The following is a 16,124-nucleotide window of genomic DNA, read 5'->3' on the forward strand; positions in this document are numbered from 1 at the left end:
TGTCCTTGCACATATGCACAATCGACTCGACTATTCTGATCTTGCGCTGATTCTTGCCTTGGTAAGGGGGGGCTCGCTTTCACGTGCTGCCGAGCGGCTTCGCGTAGACGTGTCTACCGTATTTCGCTCTATCAGGCGTCTTGAGGCGTCATTAGGGCTTGAGTTATTTGAGAAGAAACGGACCGGCTACTTACCTACGCCTACCGCCTTGCTGTTGGCGGATCAAGCCGAACGGGCTGAGCATGCCCTGGACAATGCGCGGGCCAGTCTTTTGGAAGCCGACTCCATTGCGGGCACTGTGCAACTGACCTGTACCGAATCCGTACTGGCAAATCTTGTGGCCCCGGCGCTTGGAGATGTCTTACCAGACTATCCGCAGCTGATGCTGGAAATATCGACATCCGACGGTTTCGCTGACTTGAGCCGGCGGGATGCCGACATCGCTATACGGCTGACGAAAACACCGCCGGAACACCTTGTAGGTCGCTGCCTGGGAAAAGTGCCGTATGCCTTGTATGGACATACGTCTTATCTAAGTCAGATTCAGGATAAGCCGTGGGATGTGCTGACCTGGATATCACTCGATGACTCTTTCAGCGATCACCCCACCGTCACGTGGCGCACGCTTAACTATCCAACCCTCATCCCAAGGTATCGCTGCCAGAGCATACATGCCGTTACGCAGCTGGTGCGCTCAGGATTAGGCGTTGCCATCTTGCCGCGCTTTGTATTGCAAACAGCTCCCGAACTTTGCCCGTTAAGCGCTCCCTTGATCAATTGCGAAAGTGAGCTCTGGATTCTCATACGGGCAGGTGGTCGTGTATTGCAGCCAGTGCATACCCTTTACAGGGCCTTAAGCGAGACCATCTCTCTGAATCAGAACGGCAAGCGACCGACTCACTTATGAAGGCCCAGCATCCTTTAACCGGATCACTGTAGCCAAGGTTCCGCGACATAAATGTGAGGCGAAACGCTGCGCAAAAGAGGCCTTTAAATGCCATTGGTCGCCGAGGCACACCAAGAGTCAGTCTATATGCTCGCCGCATCAGATTTTATAGTTTGATTAATGTAGGCTGTGCGCCTCTTGGTTAATGGTGCGCTGTAACCCTGCTCGACACCAAGCCAACATACTTTGCTCATTTATGGAAAGCTTGCCGCTATGGCTCAATCAAATTCCTGCTTATCCGCACAGCAAGAAATTGACTCTCTGCTGGATCATTTACAGGCCGCTAATGATTTGATCGAGCACGCACTCGCCATGATTGCTCAGGTTCATCGTGGCGAAAAAAGCCCTGAAGAACTCAAGCCACTGCGCGATGCATTCAGCTCTGTGATCAGTCTGCAAACGCCTGAACGCTTCGCCATTCGGCATTAAAGAGTTGCGGTCAATCTGCTTTATTGAAAGGCGCCTCTGGCGCCTTTCTCTTGCCTGACCATTAAGGTTGCGCCATCAGCCAGGGCAGCACCTCCTGACAGGGTTGCTCAACCTTCAATGTGCATATCGTATCGGCGCGCGTCTTGCCGATATTGATCAGAATAAGAGGCCTGCCAAGCTCTACGATCAACTTGCATAGCCGAAAGCTCGAATAGGCCATCAGGGACGTACCTATTGCAACCAGCGCATCGGCATGCCGAACACCCTCCCATGCTGCCTCCGCCTCATGTGCAGGCACGCCTTCACCAAAGAATACGACATCCGGCTTGAGCCATTCACTGCCGCAACAGGGGCAACCCGCCAGGCGAAAGCCTTCAAGATAGGACGCTGCGAGATGGGCATCGCCATCAGGTGCCAGGACAGCATCGATACCCTGTACATTCGGATTAAGCGCTCTCAGCTCGTTCTGGACGTCCTCGCGCCACATGCGGTTGCCGCAATCCATGCACACGACTCGGTGCAGGTTGCCATGCAGCTCCGTAACATGGTGACTGCCAGCCTTCCCGTGCAGCGCATCTACATTCTGCGTAACGATGCCCGAAATTCGCCGCCCCGCCTCCAATTCAGCCAGTGCCTTGTGCGTGGCATTGGGCATGGCATCACGCACGGCGGGCCAACCTACCATGCTACGGGCCCAATATCGTTTTCGAGCCTCAGGGGAGTTCATGAACTCCTGAAACATCATGGGTGCCCTGCCCCGGCGCACGCCATTGACGTCGCGGTAATCTGGGATACCCGATGCGGTGCTGATACCCGCGCCTGTCAGTATCAGCGGTTGATAGCGATAGATAAGCGCTTTCAGATCAGACAGCTCGGTTTCAAAATCAGGCATGACGGCATCTATATCGTCTAGTAGTGGATTAGCTTAGGCGATAACTCTGAACGCCAGCCTTGATAGACAGGAGCCGGCCAGCTTCAGTGCGCCTTTAACAAGAATGCCGTTGTCTCGCTGTAAAAGATGACCATTGGTCGCCCTTTGGTTCAAAAAACGTCGATCTCGTATCGTTCAGCTCTTGTTCAGCACGGATTCAGAAAGTATTCAGCCACCCTGGCGTAGTCTGAAACTGTCAGAAGATGCTCCAGTGAGGAGGCCCGATCATGATGTATCCCCAGCTGGCTGTTGCGTTCCCCGCTCCGATCGACGCAGCCAGTTCACATGCATCGGTAACCTCCTCATGTTCTTCGGCGATGTTCCTTGCAGCTCCATTGTGCACAGGCCAGTTCATCCCTGGTGGTGCATAGCCACTTTCCCCAGTGGCAGTTTCTCGATCCCCATGAAGTGCTCCTGACCTCTCCCCATCGGAGAGGTTTTTTTTGTCTGATACAAATGACGCATATCCAGAAACCTTTCCTTTATCCTCCTTTATCGAGTACTTGCCCTGATAGAGGGGCACATCACTCACCGTATTGGTCAGAAGTCGAGGATAATGCCCTATCGATTCGAGTTGACCTTTGTTTGCCGAACATTCAGGAACACCCATGAAAATTCTCGTCGTCGAAGACGAAAACCTGCTCCGTCACCACCTCAAGGTGCGCCTTAGCGAAGCTGGGCATGTGGTCAATGCCGTAGGCAATGCCGAGGAAGCCCTTTATAACGCACGCGAATTCCACCATGACCTGGCGATTGTGGACCTGGGTCTGCCCGGCATGAGCGGTCTTGATCTGATCCGTCAGCTTCGCACTCAGGGCATGGCCCTGCCGATTCTGATCCTTACTGCTCGCGGTAGCTGGCAGGACAAGGTGGAAGGCTTGGGCGCTGGTGCCGACGACTATGTCGTCAAGCCGTTTCAGTTCGAAGAGCTGGAAGCGCGCCTGAATGTATTGCTGCGCCGCTCGGCCGGCTTCATCCAACCCAGCATCAAGGCCGGTAATCTGCGCCTGGACCTTGGTCGCCAGCAGGCCTTCAATGAAGAGCAGCCTTTGCAGCTGACGGCTTATGAATATCGCCTGCTTGAATACCTCATGCGCAACCATCAGCAGGTCATCACGAAAGAGCGCCTCATGGAGCAGCTCTACGACGATGACGGCGAGCATGACAGCAATGTCATCGAGGTACTGGTTGGCCGTCTGCGACGCAAGCTGGAAGCGTCATGCGGTATGCAGCCCATCGAGACCGTCCGCGGACGTGGATATCTGTTTACCGAGCGCTGCCAATGATTCGATCGTTCCGCCTGCGCCTACTATTGAGTGCGGCGCTTCTGGTCATCATTTGCCTGGGCTTGATGATCCCAGCCATTGGCAAGGCGTTTGACGGGACGGTAGAAAACTTTGTGGCAGCGCGCCTTGAGGCTAACGCCAACACGTTGATTGGTGCGGCCCGGGCTATCGATGGGCGTCTGGCGATGCCGGAGATGATTGCAGAGGAGGTCTTTGACCGTCCGCAGTCACCCATTCTGGGGTATGTATACGATCAGAATGGTCGCTTACTCTGGCGCTCCCGCTCTGCGGTACGTGAACGACCCAATTACCGACCAACATTTGATGGAACTGGCGTCAAGCTGGTCAAAACCACAGATGATGAGGGCCGCGGCTTTTTCGTCTTTGACCGAGAGGTCTTGCTGGGCAACCCGCCCGTAGCAGGCTTCAGTATCGTCACCATGCAGCCGGCCGAGGAATACGATCGCCTGCGCAGCGGCTTTATGCATCAGGTTACGCTCTGGTTAAGCGGCGTCTTGTTTGCCCTGCTGATTCTTCTGGCGGTAGGACTGCACTGGAGCCTGCGTCCGCTGCATCGCTTGAGCCGCCAGCTGGATGCCATCGAGACTGACCAGCGTGATCTGCTCGACGAGAAGAATGTACCTAGCGAGATTAGCCGCCTGATCCGCTCCCTCAATCGCCTTCTCGATTTCGAGCGACTGCAACGGGAGCGCTATCGCGATACGCTGGGTGATCTGGCCCATAGCCTAAAGACCCCGCTGGCCGTTCTGCAGGGCGTGACAGAAGACCTGCGCCGAAAACCCAGCCTGGAGCATGAGGTGTCTGCGCTTCAGGTTCAGATTGAGCGCATGAATCAACAGGTTGTTTTCCAGCTGCAACGTGCCACACGGCGCGGTGCGGTATTGAGCCGGCCACTGGAACTGCAGCCGCTCGTGGAGTCCTTGTTCAGTACGTTGGACAAGGTGTACGCCGAGAAGAAAGTCCAGGCGTCACTGCATTTCCCGCCGGGTATGAAAGTTCAGGCGGAGGAAGCCGCCATGCTGGAAGTCTTTGGCAACCTGCTGGAGAACGGTTATCGCCTGTGCCTGACTCAAGTACAGGTCAGCGCTGAGTTCATCGACGACAGCTGGATCATCGATATCGAGGATGATGGCCCCGGTATTCCAGCCGAGCGACGCGAGACCGTCCTGCGGCGAGGCGTACGCATCGACAGCCGTCACCCTGGTCAAGGCATCGGACTGGCCGTCGTGCAGGATATCCTTGAAGGCTACCGCAGCGCCCTGACGATTGACGATTCTTCGTTAGGTGGTGCTCGTTTTCGCTTCCGTCTGCCGAGTGTCTCCCCTGAACGTCCCCGATTAGGGCACAATGAAGTCCGGACGTGACTTGCAAGTCAATGTTTGCGTCTGCCCTGTTACCCCCGCCATTTGCTCTATAGGACCCCGGCATGGAACGCGATTGCCGCCACCTGGAATCACTGCTGTACCGCGATATCCCGATCACTCAGGCCCTTGGCCTACAGGTGAAGAGTTGGGAAGCGCATTCCCTGCGTCTGCATGCGCCGCTCGATGCTAACGTCAATCATGCCCACACGATGTTTGGTGGAAGCCTCTATTGCATCGCCGTACTGGCGGGCTGGGGCTGGCTTTACCTGCGCCTGCGCGAAGCAGGCCTGGAAGAAGAAGGCCATATCGTGATTCAGGAAGGTCAGATTGCCTATCCGCTGCCTGTAACCACAGACGCCATTGCGCTGTGCGATGCGCCGGACGAGCGTGACTGGCAGCGTTTCGAGACCATGTTCCGCCGTCGCGGTCGTGGCCGCTTGACGTTGCACTCACGTATTCTGGCCGCCAACGGTGAAGACGGAGTGCGCTTCACCGGGCAGTACGTGCTGCACAAGTAATATCAGGCCTGGCGGGATGCCAGCTCAACGAGCGTGTCCCGCCAATGTGCCTCGGCCGGCAAGGCCAGGAAGTAGGGATTGAGAAAATCCTCCCTCGCCTCGTATGTCAGTGGCTCACCGTTCAGGTTGAGTACGACGCCACCCGCCCCTTCCAGGACGCCCTGAGCCGCTGCCGTGTCCCATTGAGAAGTTGGCGCTAGTCGGGGATAGCAGTCCGCCGCACCTTCAGCCAGCAGGCAGAACTTCAGCGAGCTGCCGACATTGGCCAGCTTGATCTCGCCCATATGCTCACCCAGCCCAGCCAGAAGTCGCTCCTGAGTAGGGCTGCTGTGTCGGCGGCTGGCAACGACGGTGAAGCCCTGTACAGGTGTAGGCCGGACATTGATCTCTTCGCCGTCCTCTCCCCGTATACGCCAGGCGCCCATTTCTGTTCCGCCACAGTAATACAGGTCACGGGTGGGCACACCGACCACACCAAACACAACGCGTCCCTCTTCCACCAAGGCGATGTTGACGGTGAACTCCTCGCTGCCGGAGATGAACTCCTTAGTGCCATCCAGCGGATCGACGACCCACCAGCAGCGCCAGCGGGCACGCTCCTCCAGCGAGATATCACACGCTTCTTCCGAGAGTACCGGAATGTCCGGGGTCAGCGCGGCCAAGCCTTCGCTGATGATGCGGTGCGCAGCTAGATCAGCGGCGGTAACCGGCGAGGCGTCGGCCTTTTCCGTCACGGCCACGTCATTGCGCCAGAAAGGAAGGATTGCGGCACCGGCCTGGCGGACCAGGTCGACAACGTTGAGCACCAGCGGTGCGGTAATGGAGACGGGCACCATCATAAAAACCTCCACAGGCAGATGAGGCCGCCTCAATAACGACCGCACAGTAAATGTCAGGCGACGAACTCGCCACGCTGGATCAACAGATCCCGCACTAAATAGAGCGCAGCCAGTGCGCGTCCTTCGGTAAACCGGGGATTATCCATCAGACTGAATAGCTCGCGTAGGCTGATCTTGTCTACCTCGATCGGTTCGGGCTCATCGCCCTGCAAACGCTCGGGATAAAGATCGCGCGCCAACACGACATGAATTTTCTGATTCATGTAGCCGGGCGACAGAGAGAGCTGCGTCAGATATTCGAGCTGGCGGGCACCGTAACCGGCTTCTTCCTTGAGCTCACGGTTGGCGCCCTCCAGTACGGTCTCGTCCATCTCGACAAGCCCCTTGGGCAGGGACAGCTGATAATCTTCGGTGCCGCCACAGTATTCTTCAATCAACAGGGCATGCTCGTTGTCCAGCATGGCCACGACCATGACCGCGCCCGGGCCGGTCCCCTTGTTGGCCAGTCGTTCATAGGTTCGCTCTTCACCATTGGAAAAACGCAGCTCGACTTCTTCAACCGTGAAAAGACGACTCTTGGCAACGATCTGCCGGGCAAGCACAGCGGGTTTCTGGCGCATAAACGGCTCCTGAGCGAATCGGGTCGGCTATCATAACGCGCCTTGTTTAATAATCCGTGGCCGGGACGATCTGTCTTGGCGTAATCACGAAGAGATGGCTCACCGCGGTTACGGTGGAGTCCAAAAGAGGAAGCCATGCCTACCCTTGCCTGGAATCAGATCGACACCGTCTTGCTGGATATGGACGGCACGCTGCTCGATTTACACTTCGACAATCATTTCTGGCTGGAATATCTCCCGCAGTGCTATGCCAAGCATCATGGCCAGTCCTTTGAGTGGGCCATGGCCGAACTGGAGCCACTGTTCGAGGAGAATGCCGGCAAACTGACCTGGTATTGCCTGGACTACTGGAGCGCTCAACTGGGGCTTTCGATCGCCGCGCTAAAGCGGGATATTGCCCATCTCATTGCCTTGCGCCCCGATGCCGATACGTTTCTGTCTGCCATTCAGGCAGCAGGCAAGCGGGTCGCCCTGATCACTAATGCCCATCGGGACTCGCTCTCCCTGAAGCTTGAACGTATCGAGCTTGCGCCTTATTTTGACCGGATGATCAGTTCCCATGACTATGGTTTCCCCAAGGAAGACCAGCAGTTCTGGTTTGCACTGCAGCAGGACTTCGGCTTTGACCCGGCCCGTACACTGTTCATCGACGACAGCCTACCCGTTCTACGCAGCGCCCAGCGGTATGGCATCGCTCACCTTCTGGCGGTACGTAATCCCGATAGTCGCCAGGGCCCGCGGGACACCGCTGAATTCGAGGCGGTAGACGATTATCGAGAGCTGCTACCACCCCAGGAGACGGTGGCTACGTCACACTCCTGAGCGTGACCTGCGCACAGACGCCTCATGCCTGGGTTGACCCTGCCGGCGAAGCGGCGCAACGTTTCAGCGCGACCCAGTGTGAAGTGATGATGCACTGGGCCGGCGTTTAGTCCCCTGGTTAACCTTTTCAGGACTGCCTCTATGAACGCTTTTCGACGCACCCTGCCGCTTCGCGGCGCTGTCTGGTTGTCTGCCCTTACGCTTGTGTTCTGTGCTTCGGCCGATGCTGCCCAGAACACGAGTGGCTTTACGCCTTTGCTTGATAAGATCAACGCTCGCACCTCAACGGCCGATCAGGTTGCGCTGAGCAAATGGGACAGCGGCAAGCCGGTCCTCGACACCCAACGAGAGGCGGATGTCCTGGCCCGGGTTCGTAATGAAGCCGCCGCTCACGGTTTGCAGCCCGATGATGCGCAGCGCTTCTTTTCCGATCAGATCGAGGCTAACAAGTGGGTCCAGTATGGACTGCTGGATCGCTGGCATGCCATCGATAAGGCACCCAACAAGACGCGCCCGGACCTTGCCGTGGTTCGTAAGCAGCTCGATCAGCTGCAGAGCGAGCTGCTCGATGCACTCCAGGCTGCCGAGCCGCTACGCAAGGCGCCGGACTGCCCACATGTCGCAGCCCGTGCGGTGAGCACCTATGCCACGGCACATGCACTTGATTCTCTGCATCGGCTGGCGTTAGTCCGCGGTATGGCCAATGTCTGCCAGGGGTCGCAGCAGCAGGTGGCTGCCACTGATTAACGTACGGCCTGACGTGCCTGCCATGGGGAACCCGGCAGGCACCCTTCGTCATTCAATTCTGTTCCTTACTCTATCTACAGCGCTATGCTGATAGATTCTGCCTTCATGCTGCCGGAAGCCTGTCCGCCTGATCATGGACATCAAACAGCTTAAATTCCTGATTGCCCTGGATGAAACGCGCCACTTCGGCCAAGCGGCCGAACGGTGCTACGTCACTCAGCCAACCCTTTCCATGCGCCTGCGTAGCCTTGAAGAAGAGCTGGGACTTGAGCTGGTACGTCGGGGTCAGCGCTTCGAAGGCTTTACCGAGGCGGGCCAGCGTATTCTGGCCTGGGCCCGGACCCTTATGGCGGCACATGAGGGGCTCTATGCGGAAGCCGCCGCCTATAAAGGGCAGCTGGTTGGCACCCTGCGCCTGGGGATCGTCCCCCTGGCCAGCTATGACCCTATGCCTCTGCTGCATCACCTGCGCCAGTTGCACAGCAATCTGCGCTTTCAGTTATCAGTGTTGAGTACCGAGCATATTCTCGAACAGCTGGCGAGCAACCAGCTCGACCTGGGAATCTCCTATCTCAGCCATCTCAACGATCAGATGTTTGAAAGCCAGTCACTGACCGAAACCCGAATGGGCTTGTTGTTCGACCAGCGTCATTTTCAGTTCGACGAGCAGGAGCTGAGCTGGGAACGGGTAGCCGATTTGCCCCTGGGTCTGCTCACGGGAGGAATGCACTTTCGCCAATCGGTCGATCACGGTTTTCGCAGTCGTGGCCTCACGCCCCGGCCTGTACTGGAAAGCGATGCCGTGCATCTACTCCTGCAAGCAGTCAATGCGGGACTATGTTGCGCCGTGATGCCACTCAAAGGTGGGTTCGACGCGCTGACCGAGCACTCTTGCCTGCTTCCGATTCAGGGTGGGCGAGCCCTGGCACCGCTTGGGCTGATCATCCGGCGTACCGCGCCGCGCCTGCCAGTGGCCGAAGCCTGTTTTGCTGAAGCGCGCCTGCTGTACTCAGGTAAATGAAAACGGTCGCTTGATAAGCCCCATCTATCGCCATATCGGTACCAGCGATTAGACGTCGCACCTTAATAGGCTTAGGCTTTGATCTGTGTCAAACAGCCGCAGGCCAATTGCTGCTATGTCCCGCTCGAATCCGCATGCTGATACACCCTCGGAACAGCCCGCCAGTCAAGCGCTGCACGGGTATACCTATGCCGAGCTGAAGAACCCGGAAGTCACTGGCCAGACGCCATTGGCTGAAGAGTGTGCCGTTGCCATTTCCTACAATGGCATTAGCCACACCGTCATGATGGCTACACCTGCCGACATCGAGGATTTCGTTGCGGGCCTGAGTTTAAGCGCTGGAATCATTCATTCCATCGACGACATCTATGGCATGCAGGTACGCCGCGTCGGTGAAGCCCTGAATGTTGAGGTCGAAATTTCCAGCCGGACGTTCTGGGCCTTGAAAAGCCAGCGTCGCCAGATGGCCGGAACCAGCGGATGCGGCCTGTGTGGCGTCGAGGCGCTTGAGCAGGCACTGCCGCAACTGGATCGGCTGCGTAAGGTGCAGCTGCCACCTGCCGAGCATCTGACCAATCTGCGCCAGTGTATCAACGAGGCCCAGCAGTTGGGTCAGCGTAGTGGCGCCGTCCATGCGGCGCTGTTTGCCAATGCCGAAGGTGAACTGGCCCTTTGCCGTGAAGATATCGGCCGCCATAACGCGCTGGACAAGCTGATCGGCGCCTTGATGCGCCAGAAGATCAATACCCGTGCCGGCTTTGTCGTGGTGACCAGCCGCTGCAGCCTGGAGCTGATCCATAAAGCGGTTCGCGCCAACCTGGCAACGCTTGTCACTCTGTCCGCGCCCACTGGCCTCGCCGTGGAATGGGCCCGTCGGCATCGTCTCAACCTTATTCATTTACCTCATCAGTCTCCGCCTCGCGTGTACAGCCCGGCGCCGCTCATTCCAGAACATCGGGAGTAGTCATGAGCAAGCAAAAATCTTCTTACAAACCCTATCAAGGTCCTGCCGCGGGCTGGGGTGCGCTGAAAAGTGTCATGCACTTCTGGCTCGACAGCGGCAAGGCCGTCAAGAATATCCGGACCCTGCTCAAGACTAATCAGGACCACGGCTTCGACTGCCCTGGCTGCGCCTGGGGTGAAGCACCGGAAAACGGCCTGGTGAAGTTCTGCGAGAACGGCGCCAAGGCGGTGAACTGGGAAGCGACCAGCCGCCGTGTAGATGCTGCGTTCTTTGCCAAGCACAGCGTCAACAGCCTGAGCACGCAAAGCGATTACTGGCTCGAATACCAGGGCCGCTTGACCGAGCCGATGCGCTACAACCCGGCGACTGATCACTATGTGCCGATCAGCTGGGATGATGCCTTCCAGACCATCGCCAAACACCTGAAGGCGCTGGAAAACCCTAACCAGGCCGAGTTTTACACTTCCGGTCGCGCCAGCAACGAGGCTGCCTTCCTGTATCAGCTGTTCGTGCGGGCCTATGGCACCAACAATTTCCCGGACTGCTCCAACATGTGCCACGAGGCCAGTGGTGTAGGCCTGGGCCGCAGCATAGGCGTTGGCAAGGGTACAGTGACCTATGAGGACATGGAGCACGCCGATGCGATCTTCGTGGTGGGCCAGAACCCTGGCACCAACCATCCACGGATGATTGAGGTGTTGCGCAACGCTGTGAAGCGCGGTGCTCAGGTAGTCAGTTTCAATCCGCTCAAGGAGCGTGGTCTGGAGCGATTCCAGCATCCCCAGAGCCCGGTCGAGATGCTGACCAACAACTCGCGCCCAACCAATACGGCCTATTTCCGCCCAGCCCTGGGTGGCGACATGGCGGCCATACGTGGGATAGCCAAATTCCTGTTGCAATGGGAGCGTGAGGCGCAGCTGAACGGCACGTCACCGGTGTTCGACCATGACTTCATCCAGAACCATACCTTGGGTGTCGATAGTTACCTGGCCGTGTTGGATGCTACGTCCTGGGAACAGATTGTAGAGCAGTCAGGCTTGGCCCTGGTGGAGATCGAGCAGGCTGCGCGCATGTATGCCAGAGCTGAGCGAGTGATCATCTGCTGGGCCATGGGTGTGACCCAGCATCGCCACTCCGTGCCCACCGTTCAGGAAATCGCCAACCTGCAACTGCTGTGCGGCAATGTGGGCAAGCCGGGCGCTGGCCTGTGCCCGGTTCGCGGTCACAGCAATGTGCAGGGCGACCGTACCATGGGGATCGATGAGAAGGCTCCGGCCTGGCTTAGCGATGCCCTGGAAAAGCGCTTCGACTTCAAAGCGCCCCGTAATCGCGGCCATAACACGGTGGAGGCCATCGCTGCCATGTTGGCGGGCGATGCCAAGGTCTTTATCGGACTGGGCGGCAACTTTGCCCAGGCGACACCGGATACACCGCGGACTCATCAGGCACTGCGCAATTGCGACCTGACTGTACACATCGCGACCAAGCTCAACCGTAGCCATCTGGTGACAGGCAAGCAAGCGCTGATCCTGCCATGCCTTGGCCGTACCGAGCTGGATCTGCAAGCCAGCGGTAAGCAGGCCATTACGGTAGAAGACAGCTTCAGCATGGTCCATGCCTCGGCAGGGGTGCTCAAGCCACTGTCTCGCCAGATGCGCTCCGAGCCGGCCATTGTTGCAGGGATTGCCAAGGCAACACTGGGCAACCACCCTGTGGATTGGGAGTGGTTGATTGAAGACTACGACCGCATCCGCGATCTGATCGCCGATGTGATCCCGGGCTTCAAGAACTTCAACGTGCGCCTGGACAATCCTGGCGGCTTCTACCTGGGCAACAAGGCACGTGATCGCGTCTGGAATACGGCAACCGGCAAGGCTAACTTTGCGCCCAGCCAGCTGCCAGAGAATCTGATCCCGGAAGCGGCTCGCCAGAATGGCCAGAAGCCTGACCTGATCCTGCAGACCATGCGTTCGCACGATCAATACAACACAACGGTGTACAGCCTGGATGACCGTTACCGGGGTGTAAAAGGTCAGCGTGACGTGGTCTTTGTCAACGAAGCGGACATCCGCCGCCTGGGTTATGAGCCAGGCCAGAAGGTGGACATGGTCTCGCTGTGGGACGATGGGATCGAGCGTCGTGTCAGTGGCTTTACGCTGCTGCCGTTCGATATTCCTGAAGGTCAGGCGGCTGCCTACTATCCTGAGACCAATCCGCTGGTGCCGTTGGAAAGCTACGGTAAGGACAGCTTTACGCCTACCTCCAAATTCGTAGCCATTCGCGTGGAGCCAGCGCAAAGCAACACCATCGCTTCGGTCGCCTGATACCGAGCGAACAGCCTGCCGTCTATACAGGCGGCAGGCTGCTTTTTATGGCCGGGCTCTATACTAAAGGGCCCAAGGCCATCCTCTCTTTCCCATGCATCGCCTCCCTGACTGGATAGCTGAAGACCCGCTGCGCTGCCAAGTGCTGACCTGTGTTGCCCAGTTGCACTTGCCGGATGCCTGGGTAGCCGCCGGATTCGTGCGCAATCTGGTCTGGGATCACCTGCACGGTTACACGGTTCCTACCCCGCTGACGGACATCGACGTCATCTATTTTGACCCTGTCTGCCGTGACCCTGAGAGAGATACTGAGCTTGAGAATCGGCTCAGGGCCTGTGCGGCCCTGCCCTGGTCCGTCAAGAATCAGGCCCGCATGCATAAGCGCAACGGGGATGCGCCCTATCACTGCAGTCTGGATGCCATAAGCTATTGGGTAGAAGTGGAAACGGCCTTAGCGGCCCGCCTCCTGCCCGGTGGGCAGATCAAAATCGTCAGCCCGTTTGTTCAGCATGGTCTCTTCAAGCTGCACGTAACACCGAACCCCAAACGTTACAAACCGGAAGCTTTCAGGCAACGACAGCACGAGAAAGGCTGGGCGCGCCGGTGGCCGAAACTTCGGTTTCCACCTGCAGTACATATACCGCCCCAACTGCCGGACTGATTGCTGTACAGGAAAAATTGTTTTTCGAACTCGAACAACCCATGAGACTCCATTGCCTACCGATTACACTCATGGAAGACCGGTCATCATGGATATCAGGCTCAGGGACCCAGGAACCTTATGAACGCTACATCGCTCCCCCTCGATCATCCTTTCGCTCACCACAATGGGTTTAACCGGGTCTTTGCGCCAGACAGGCTTACCCTGGGCTTTATTCTGCCGGTGGCGAGCTACCCGAACGAGCCAGGGCCATCGCTTGAGCATCATGCTGAACTGACCCAACTGGCCGATCAGCTGGGCTTTGCTGCGCTCTGGGCCAGGGACGTACCGTTTTATGATCCAGGCTTTGGCGACATGGGGCAGGTCTTCGAAGCGTTTACCTACCTGGGCTTTCTGGCCGGCACAACCAAGCGTATTACCCTGGCGACCGGCAGTGCCGTAATTACCCTGCGCCACCCGCTGCATTTGGCGAAGATGGCGGCCTCGGTCGATCAGCTCTCCAGCGGGCGGCTCGTGCTGGGTATCGCCTCGGGAGATCGACCTGTCGAGTATCCCGCCTTTGGCCTGGAAGATGAGTACGAGCAGCGCGGCGACCGTTTCCGCGAAGCGTTCGAGATGTTCCGCCTGGCCAGCGAAACGCCTTTCCCCAACGGCGATTTCGACCGCTTTGGCGATCTGCAGGGGCTGGCTGATCTGGTCCCCAAACCATTCAACGGCCGCATCCCTGCCTTCGTTACAGGTCGTAGCCGTCAGGCAATGGACTGGATTGCCGCCAATGCCGACGGCTGGTTCTACTATTTCATTGGCGTCGAGCATGTCTCGGCCATTACCACGTTGTGGCGCGAAACTATCAAGCGCGTCACGGGCGAAGAGACGTTCAAGCCTTTTGCCCAAGGCATGTTCTTCGATCTGGCTGAAGATCCGGACCAGGCCCCCATGCCTATTCATGCCGGACTCAGGATTGGTCGTCGCTACCTGGTGGATTATCTTGAGCATATGCAACGCCGAGGGGTGAACCACGCCGCGTTGAATCTGAAGTCGTCCCGCCGCCCGGCCAAGGAAGTGGTTCAGGAACTGGCTGAATATGTCTTGCCGCACTTCCCTTCCCATGAACCTCTTGAGCCGTGAGGACTCAAGAGAACTCAGACTTAACAAGGGAGAGTGCTCCATGCCCCGTACCGTACGCTTTCATGAAACCGGTGGCCCAGATATACTCAAGACTGAAGACGTAGACGTCCGCCCACCTCAGCCAGGTGAAGTACAGATTCGCACCAAGGCGCTGGGCCTGAACCGTGCTGAAGCTATGTATCGCGCTGGTCAATACACGCATCAGCCAGTTTTCCCCGCCATTCTTGGCTACGAGGCCGCGGGTATTGTCGAGGCGGTTGGCGAGGGTGTTACTGTGTTTGCCGTAGGCGATACCGTCAGCGTCATACCGGCATTCTCGTTCGAACAGTATGGCTTGTACGGAGAGTTGGTAAATGCGCCTGCCCATGCCGTCGTCAAGCACCCCGACACGCTTTCATTCGAAGAGGCTGCCGCTACCTGGATGATGTTTACCACGGCCTATGGCGCGCTGGTCGATATTGCCGGACTGAAGGCGGGCGATACCGTGCTGGTTCGTGCGGCCTCCAGCAGTGTTGGTCTCGCTGCGATCCAGATCGCCAATTTTGTCGGCGCAACGCCGATTGCCCTCACCCGGACGAGTAACAAGCGACAGGCCTTGCTCAAGGCAGGCGCGAAACATGTCATCGCAACGGAAGAACAGGATCTGACGGATGAAGTGCTAAAGCTCACCGATGGCAAGGGCGCGCGCATCGCCTTTGATCCAGTGGGTGGGCCGGACGTGCCCAAGATTCTGAAAGCGCTCTCGTTCCTGGGCATTTTCTTCCAGTACGGTGCCTTGAGCACTGAAAACCTGTCATTGCCAGTGATGGATGTGCTGGGCAAGGACCTGACCATCCGCGGCTATCAGCTGTTCGAAATCACTCAGGATGCTGATCGATTGGCCAAGGCCAAACACTTCATTCTGGACGGCCTGACCCAGGGCAAGCTGAAGCCACAGATTGCTAAGACATTCCCGCTGGACCAGATCGTTGAGGCGCACCGGTACATGGAGTCCAATCAGCAGGTTGGCAAGATCGTCGTAACGGTTTAACCCAGCGGTGAGCCGTCCCGATCATTCGCGCCGGGACGGCTTTCCAGCTCCGGTTTCAGATGCATGACCTTTTCCCACTGGCCCGTCATGTCATCGAAGCGCTCGTCCATAGTCCTGAAACCATGCCGCTCGTAAAAGGCTACCGCACGACTGTTCATGCTATAGACAGACAGTTCGAGGCGCGACTCAAGGGACTTGGCGTGCTCCAGCAGCGCGCTGCCAATGCCTTCGCCCTGGTGGTCCGGGTCGACAAATAAGGCTGCCAGCACATTCTGTTGCAGCGAGAAGAACCCGAGAACCGTATCGTCCCGTACATATACCCAGTTCTCGGCGCTGGGCAGGTACTTTTCCTTCATATCCTGCCGCTGGCTACGCCAGAAGTCGGGCGCGACACCATCATGGGCCAGGATGGAGGCGGCCAGCCAGATCGAAACCATGTGCTCATATTCATCGTCTTTTGCTTTTCGAAGCAT

18 protein-coding genes are annotated in these 16,124 nt (G+C 57.6%); 13 read left to right on the plus strand and 5 right to left on the minus strand.

All coding sequences use genetic code 11. The annotated features are described in order from the left end of the window. The first annotated feature begins 13 nt into the window (after nt 1–13). Together AC4LF3_RS19255 and AC4LF3_RS19260 are read left to right on the plus strand one after the other, a co-directional pair. Nucleotides 14–907 carry a LysR family transcriptional regulator gene (locus AC4LF3_RS19255; RefSeq protein WP_491836182.1) on the plus strand — a complete coding sequence of 298 codons (894 nt, stop codon included), beginning with the start codon at nt 14–16 and terminating at the stop codon, nt 905–907. 252 nt (nt 908–1,159) lie between these two features. Beyond that, a complete protein-coding gene (locus tag AC4LF3_RS19260; protein ID WP_010796229.1) occupies nt 1,160–1,375 on the plus strand; it encodes a hypothetical protein in 216 nt (71 codons plus the stop codon). Between the two features lie 61 nt (nt 1,376–1,436). Here AC4LF3_RS19260 and AC4LF3_RS19265 read toward each other — a convergent pair whose 3' ends face one another. Together AC4LF3_RS19265 and AC4LF3_RS19270 are read right to left on the minus strand one after the other, a co-directional pair. Beyond that, a complete protein-coding gene (locus tag AC4LF3_RS19265) occupies nt 1,437–2,267 on the minus strand; it encodes an NAD-dependent protein deacetylase (protein ID WP_122041291.1) in 831 nt (276 codons plus the stop codon). 235 nt (nt 2,268–2,502) lie between these two features. Continuing rightward, the gene (locus tag AC4LF3_RS19270) at nt 2,503–2,916 is read right to left on the minus strand and encodes a hypothetical protein (RefSeq protein WP_037029850.1); all 414 of its coding nucleotides are present in this window, start codon (nt 2,914–2,916) and stop codon (nt 2,503–2,505) included. On the opposite strand from AC4LF3_RS19270, the gene AC4LF3_RS19275 reads away from it, so the two are divergent. The 3 genes from AC4LF3_RS19275 to AC4LF3_RS19285 all read left to right on the plus strand — a co-directional run bounded on the left by AC4LF3_RS19275 (nt 2,915) and on the right by AC4LF3_RS19285 (nt 5,495). Beyond that, entirely contained in the window at nt 2,915–3,592 is a 678-nt protein-coding gene (locus tag AC4LF3_RS19275) for a response regulator transcription factor (RefSeq protein WP_010796231.1), read from the plus strand. The genes AC4LF3_RS19270 and AC4LF3_RS19275 overlap by 2 nt on opposite strands. Then, entirely contained in the window at nt 3,589–4,977 is a 1,389-nt protein-coding gene (locus tag AC4LF3_RS19280; RefSeq protein ID WP_219651232.1) for an ATP-binding protein, read from the plus strand. Before AC4LF3_RS19275 ends, AC4LF3_RS19280 begins: the two co-directional genes overlap by 4 nt. Nucleotides 4,978–5,039: 62 nt before the next feature. Next, on the plus strand, nt 5,040–5,495 hold the full coding sequence (locus tag AC4LF3_RS19285; RefSeq protein ID WP_010796233.1) for a YiiD C-terminal domain-containing protein: 456 nt from the start codon (nt 5,040–5,042) through the stop codon (nt 5,493–5,495). 2 nt (nt 5,496–5,497) lie between these two features. Here AC4LF3_RS19285 and cysQ read toward each other — a convergent pair whose 3' ends face one another. Further along, complete coding sequence (gene cysQ / locus AC4LF3_RS19290; protein ID WP_010796234.1) at nt 5,498–6,334, minus strand: 3'(2'),5'-bisphosphate nucleotidase CysQ; 837 nt, start codon at nt 6,332–6,334, stop codon at nt 5,498–5,500. A 53-nt stretch (nt 6,335–6,387) separates the two neighbouring features. Beyond that, entirely contained in the window at nt 6,388–6,954 is a 567-nt protein-coding gene (gene nudE / locus AC4LF3_RS19295; protein ID WP_010796235.1) for an ADP compounds hydrolase NudE, read from the minus strand. A gap of 135 nt (nt 6,955–7,089) precedes the next feature. On the opposite strand from nudE, the gene yrfG reads away from it, so the two are divergent. The 8 genes from yrfG (at nt 7,090) to AC4LF3_RS19335 (ending at nt 15,651) form a co-directional block, all read left to right on the plus strand. Continuing rightward, nucleotides 7,090–7,776 carry a GMP/IMP nucleotidase gene (gene yrfG, locus AC4LF3_RS19300; RefSeq protein WP_074820791.1) on the plus strand — a complete coding sequence of 229 codons (687 nt, stop codon included), beginning with the start codon at nt 7,090–7,092 and terminating at the stop codon, nt 7,774–7,776. 141 nt (nt 7,777–7,917) lie between these two features. Next, on the plus strand, nt 7,918–8,523 hold the full coding sequence (locus AC4LF3_RS19305) for a chorismate mutase (RefSeq protein ID WP_074820793.1): 606 nt from the start codon (nt 7,918–7,920) through the stop codon (nt 8,521–8,523). A 133-nt stretch (nt 8,524–8,656) separates the two neighbouring features. Continuing rightward, nucleotides 8,657–9,544, plus strand: coding sequence for a LysR family transcriptional regulator (locus tag AC4LF3_RS19310; protein ID WP_074820796.1), 888 nt, complete (start codon nt 8,657–8,659; stop codon nt 9,542–9,544). A 115-nt stretch (nt 9,545–9,659) separates the two neighbouring features. Next, entirely contained in the window at nt 9,660–10,508 is an 849-nt protein-coding gene (fdhD, locus tag AC4LF3_RS19315) for a formate dehydrogenase accessory sulfurtransferase FdhD (protein WP_491836183.1), read from the plus strand. Between the two features lie 2 nt (nt 10,509–10,510). After that, nucleotides 10,511–12,832 (plus strand): FdhF/YdeP family oxidoreductase, encoded by a 2,322-nt coding sequence (locus tag AC4LF3_RS19320; RefSeq protein ID WP_491836184.1) that lies wholly within the window; start codon nt 10,511–10,513, stop codon nt 12,830–12,832. Nucleotides 12,833–12,926: 94 nt separating this feature from the next. Further along, nucleotides 12,927–13,493 (plus strand): nucleotidyltransferase family protein, encoded by a 567-nt coding sequence (locus AC4LF3_RS19325; RefSeq protein WP_491836185.1) that lies wholly within the window; start codon nt 12,927–12,929, stop codon nt 13,491–13,493. A 120-nt stretch (nt 13,494–13,613) separates the two neighbouring features. Next, nucleotides 13,614–14,621: an LLM class oxidoreductase gene (locus tag AC4LF3_RS19330; RefSeq protein ID WP_491836186.1), complete on the plus strand. Its 1,008-nt coding sequence runs from the start codon at nt 13,614–13,616 to the stop codon at nt 14,619–14,621. A gap of 40 nt (nt 14,622–14,661) precedes the next feature. Continuing rightward, nucleotides 14,662–15,651 (plus strand): zinc-dependent alcohol dehydrogenase family protein, encoded by a 990-nt coding sequence (locus AC4LF3_RS19335; protein WP_491836187.1) that lies wholly within the window; start codon nt 14,662–14,664, stop codon nt 15,649–15,651. Here the strand turns inward: AC4LF3_RS19335 and AC4LF3_RS19340 are convergent. After that, nucleotides 15,648–16,124 (minus strand): GNAT family N-acetyltransferase, encoded by a 477-nt coding sequence (locus AC4LF3_RS19340; protein ID WP_434135210.1) that lies wholly within the window; start codon nt 16,122–16,124, stop codon nt 15,648–15,650. The two genes, AC4LF3_RS19335 and AC4LF3_RS19340, sit on opposite strands and share 4 nt — an antisense overlap.

The sequence above is a fragment of the Pseudomonas sp. C2.3V genome (genome assembly GCF_058536325.1).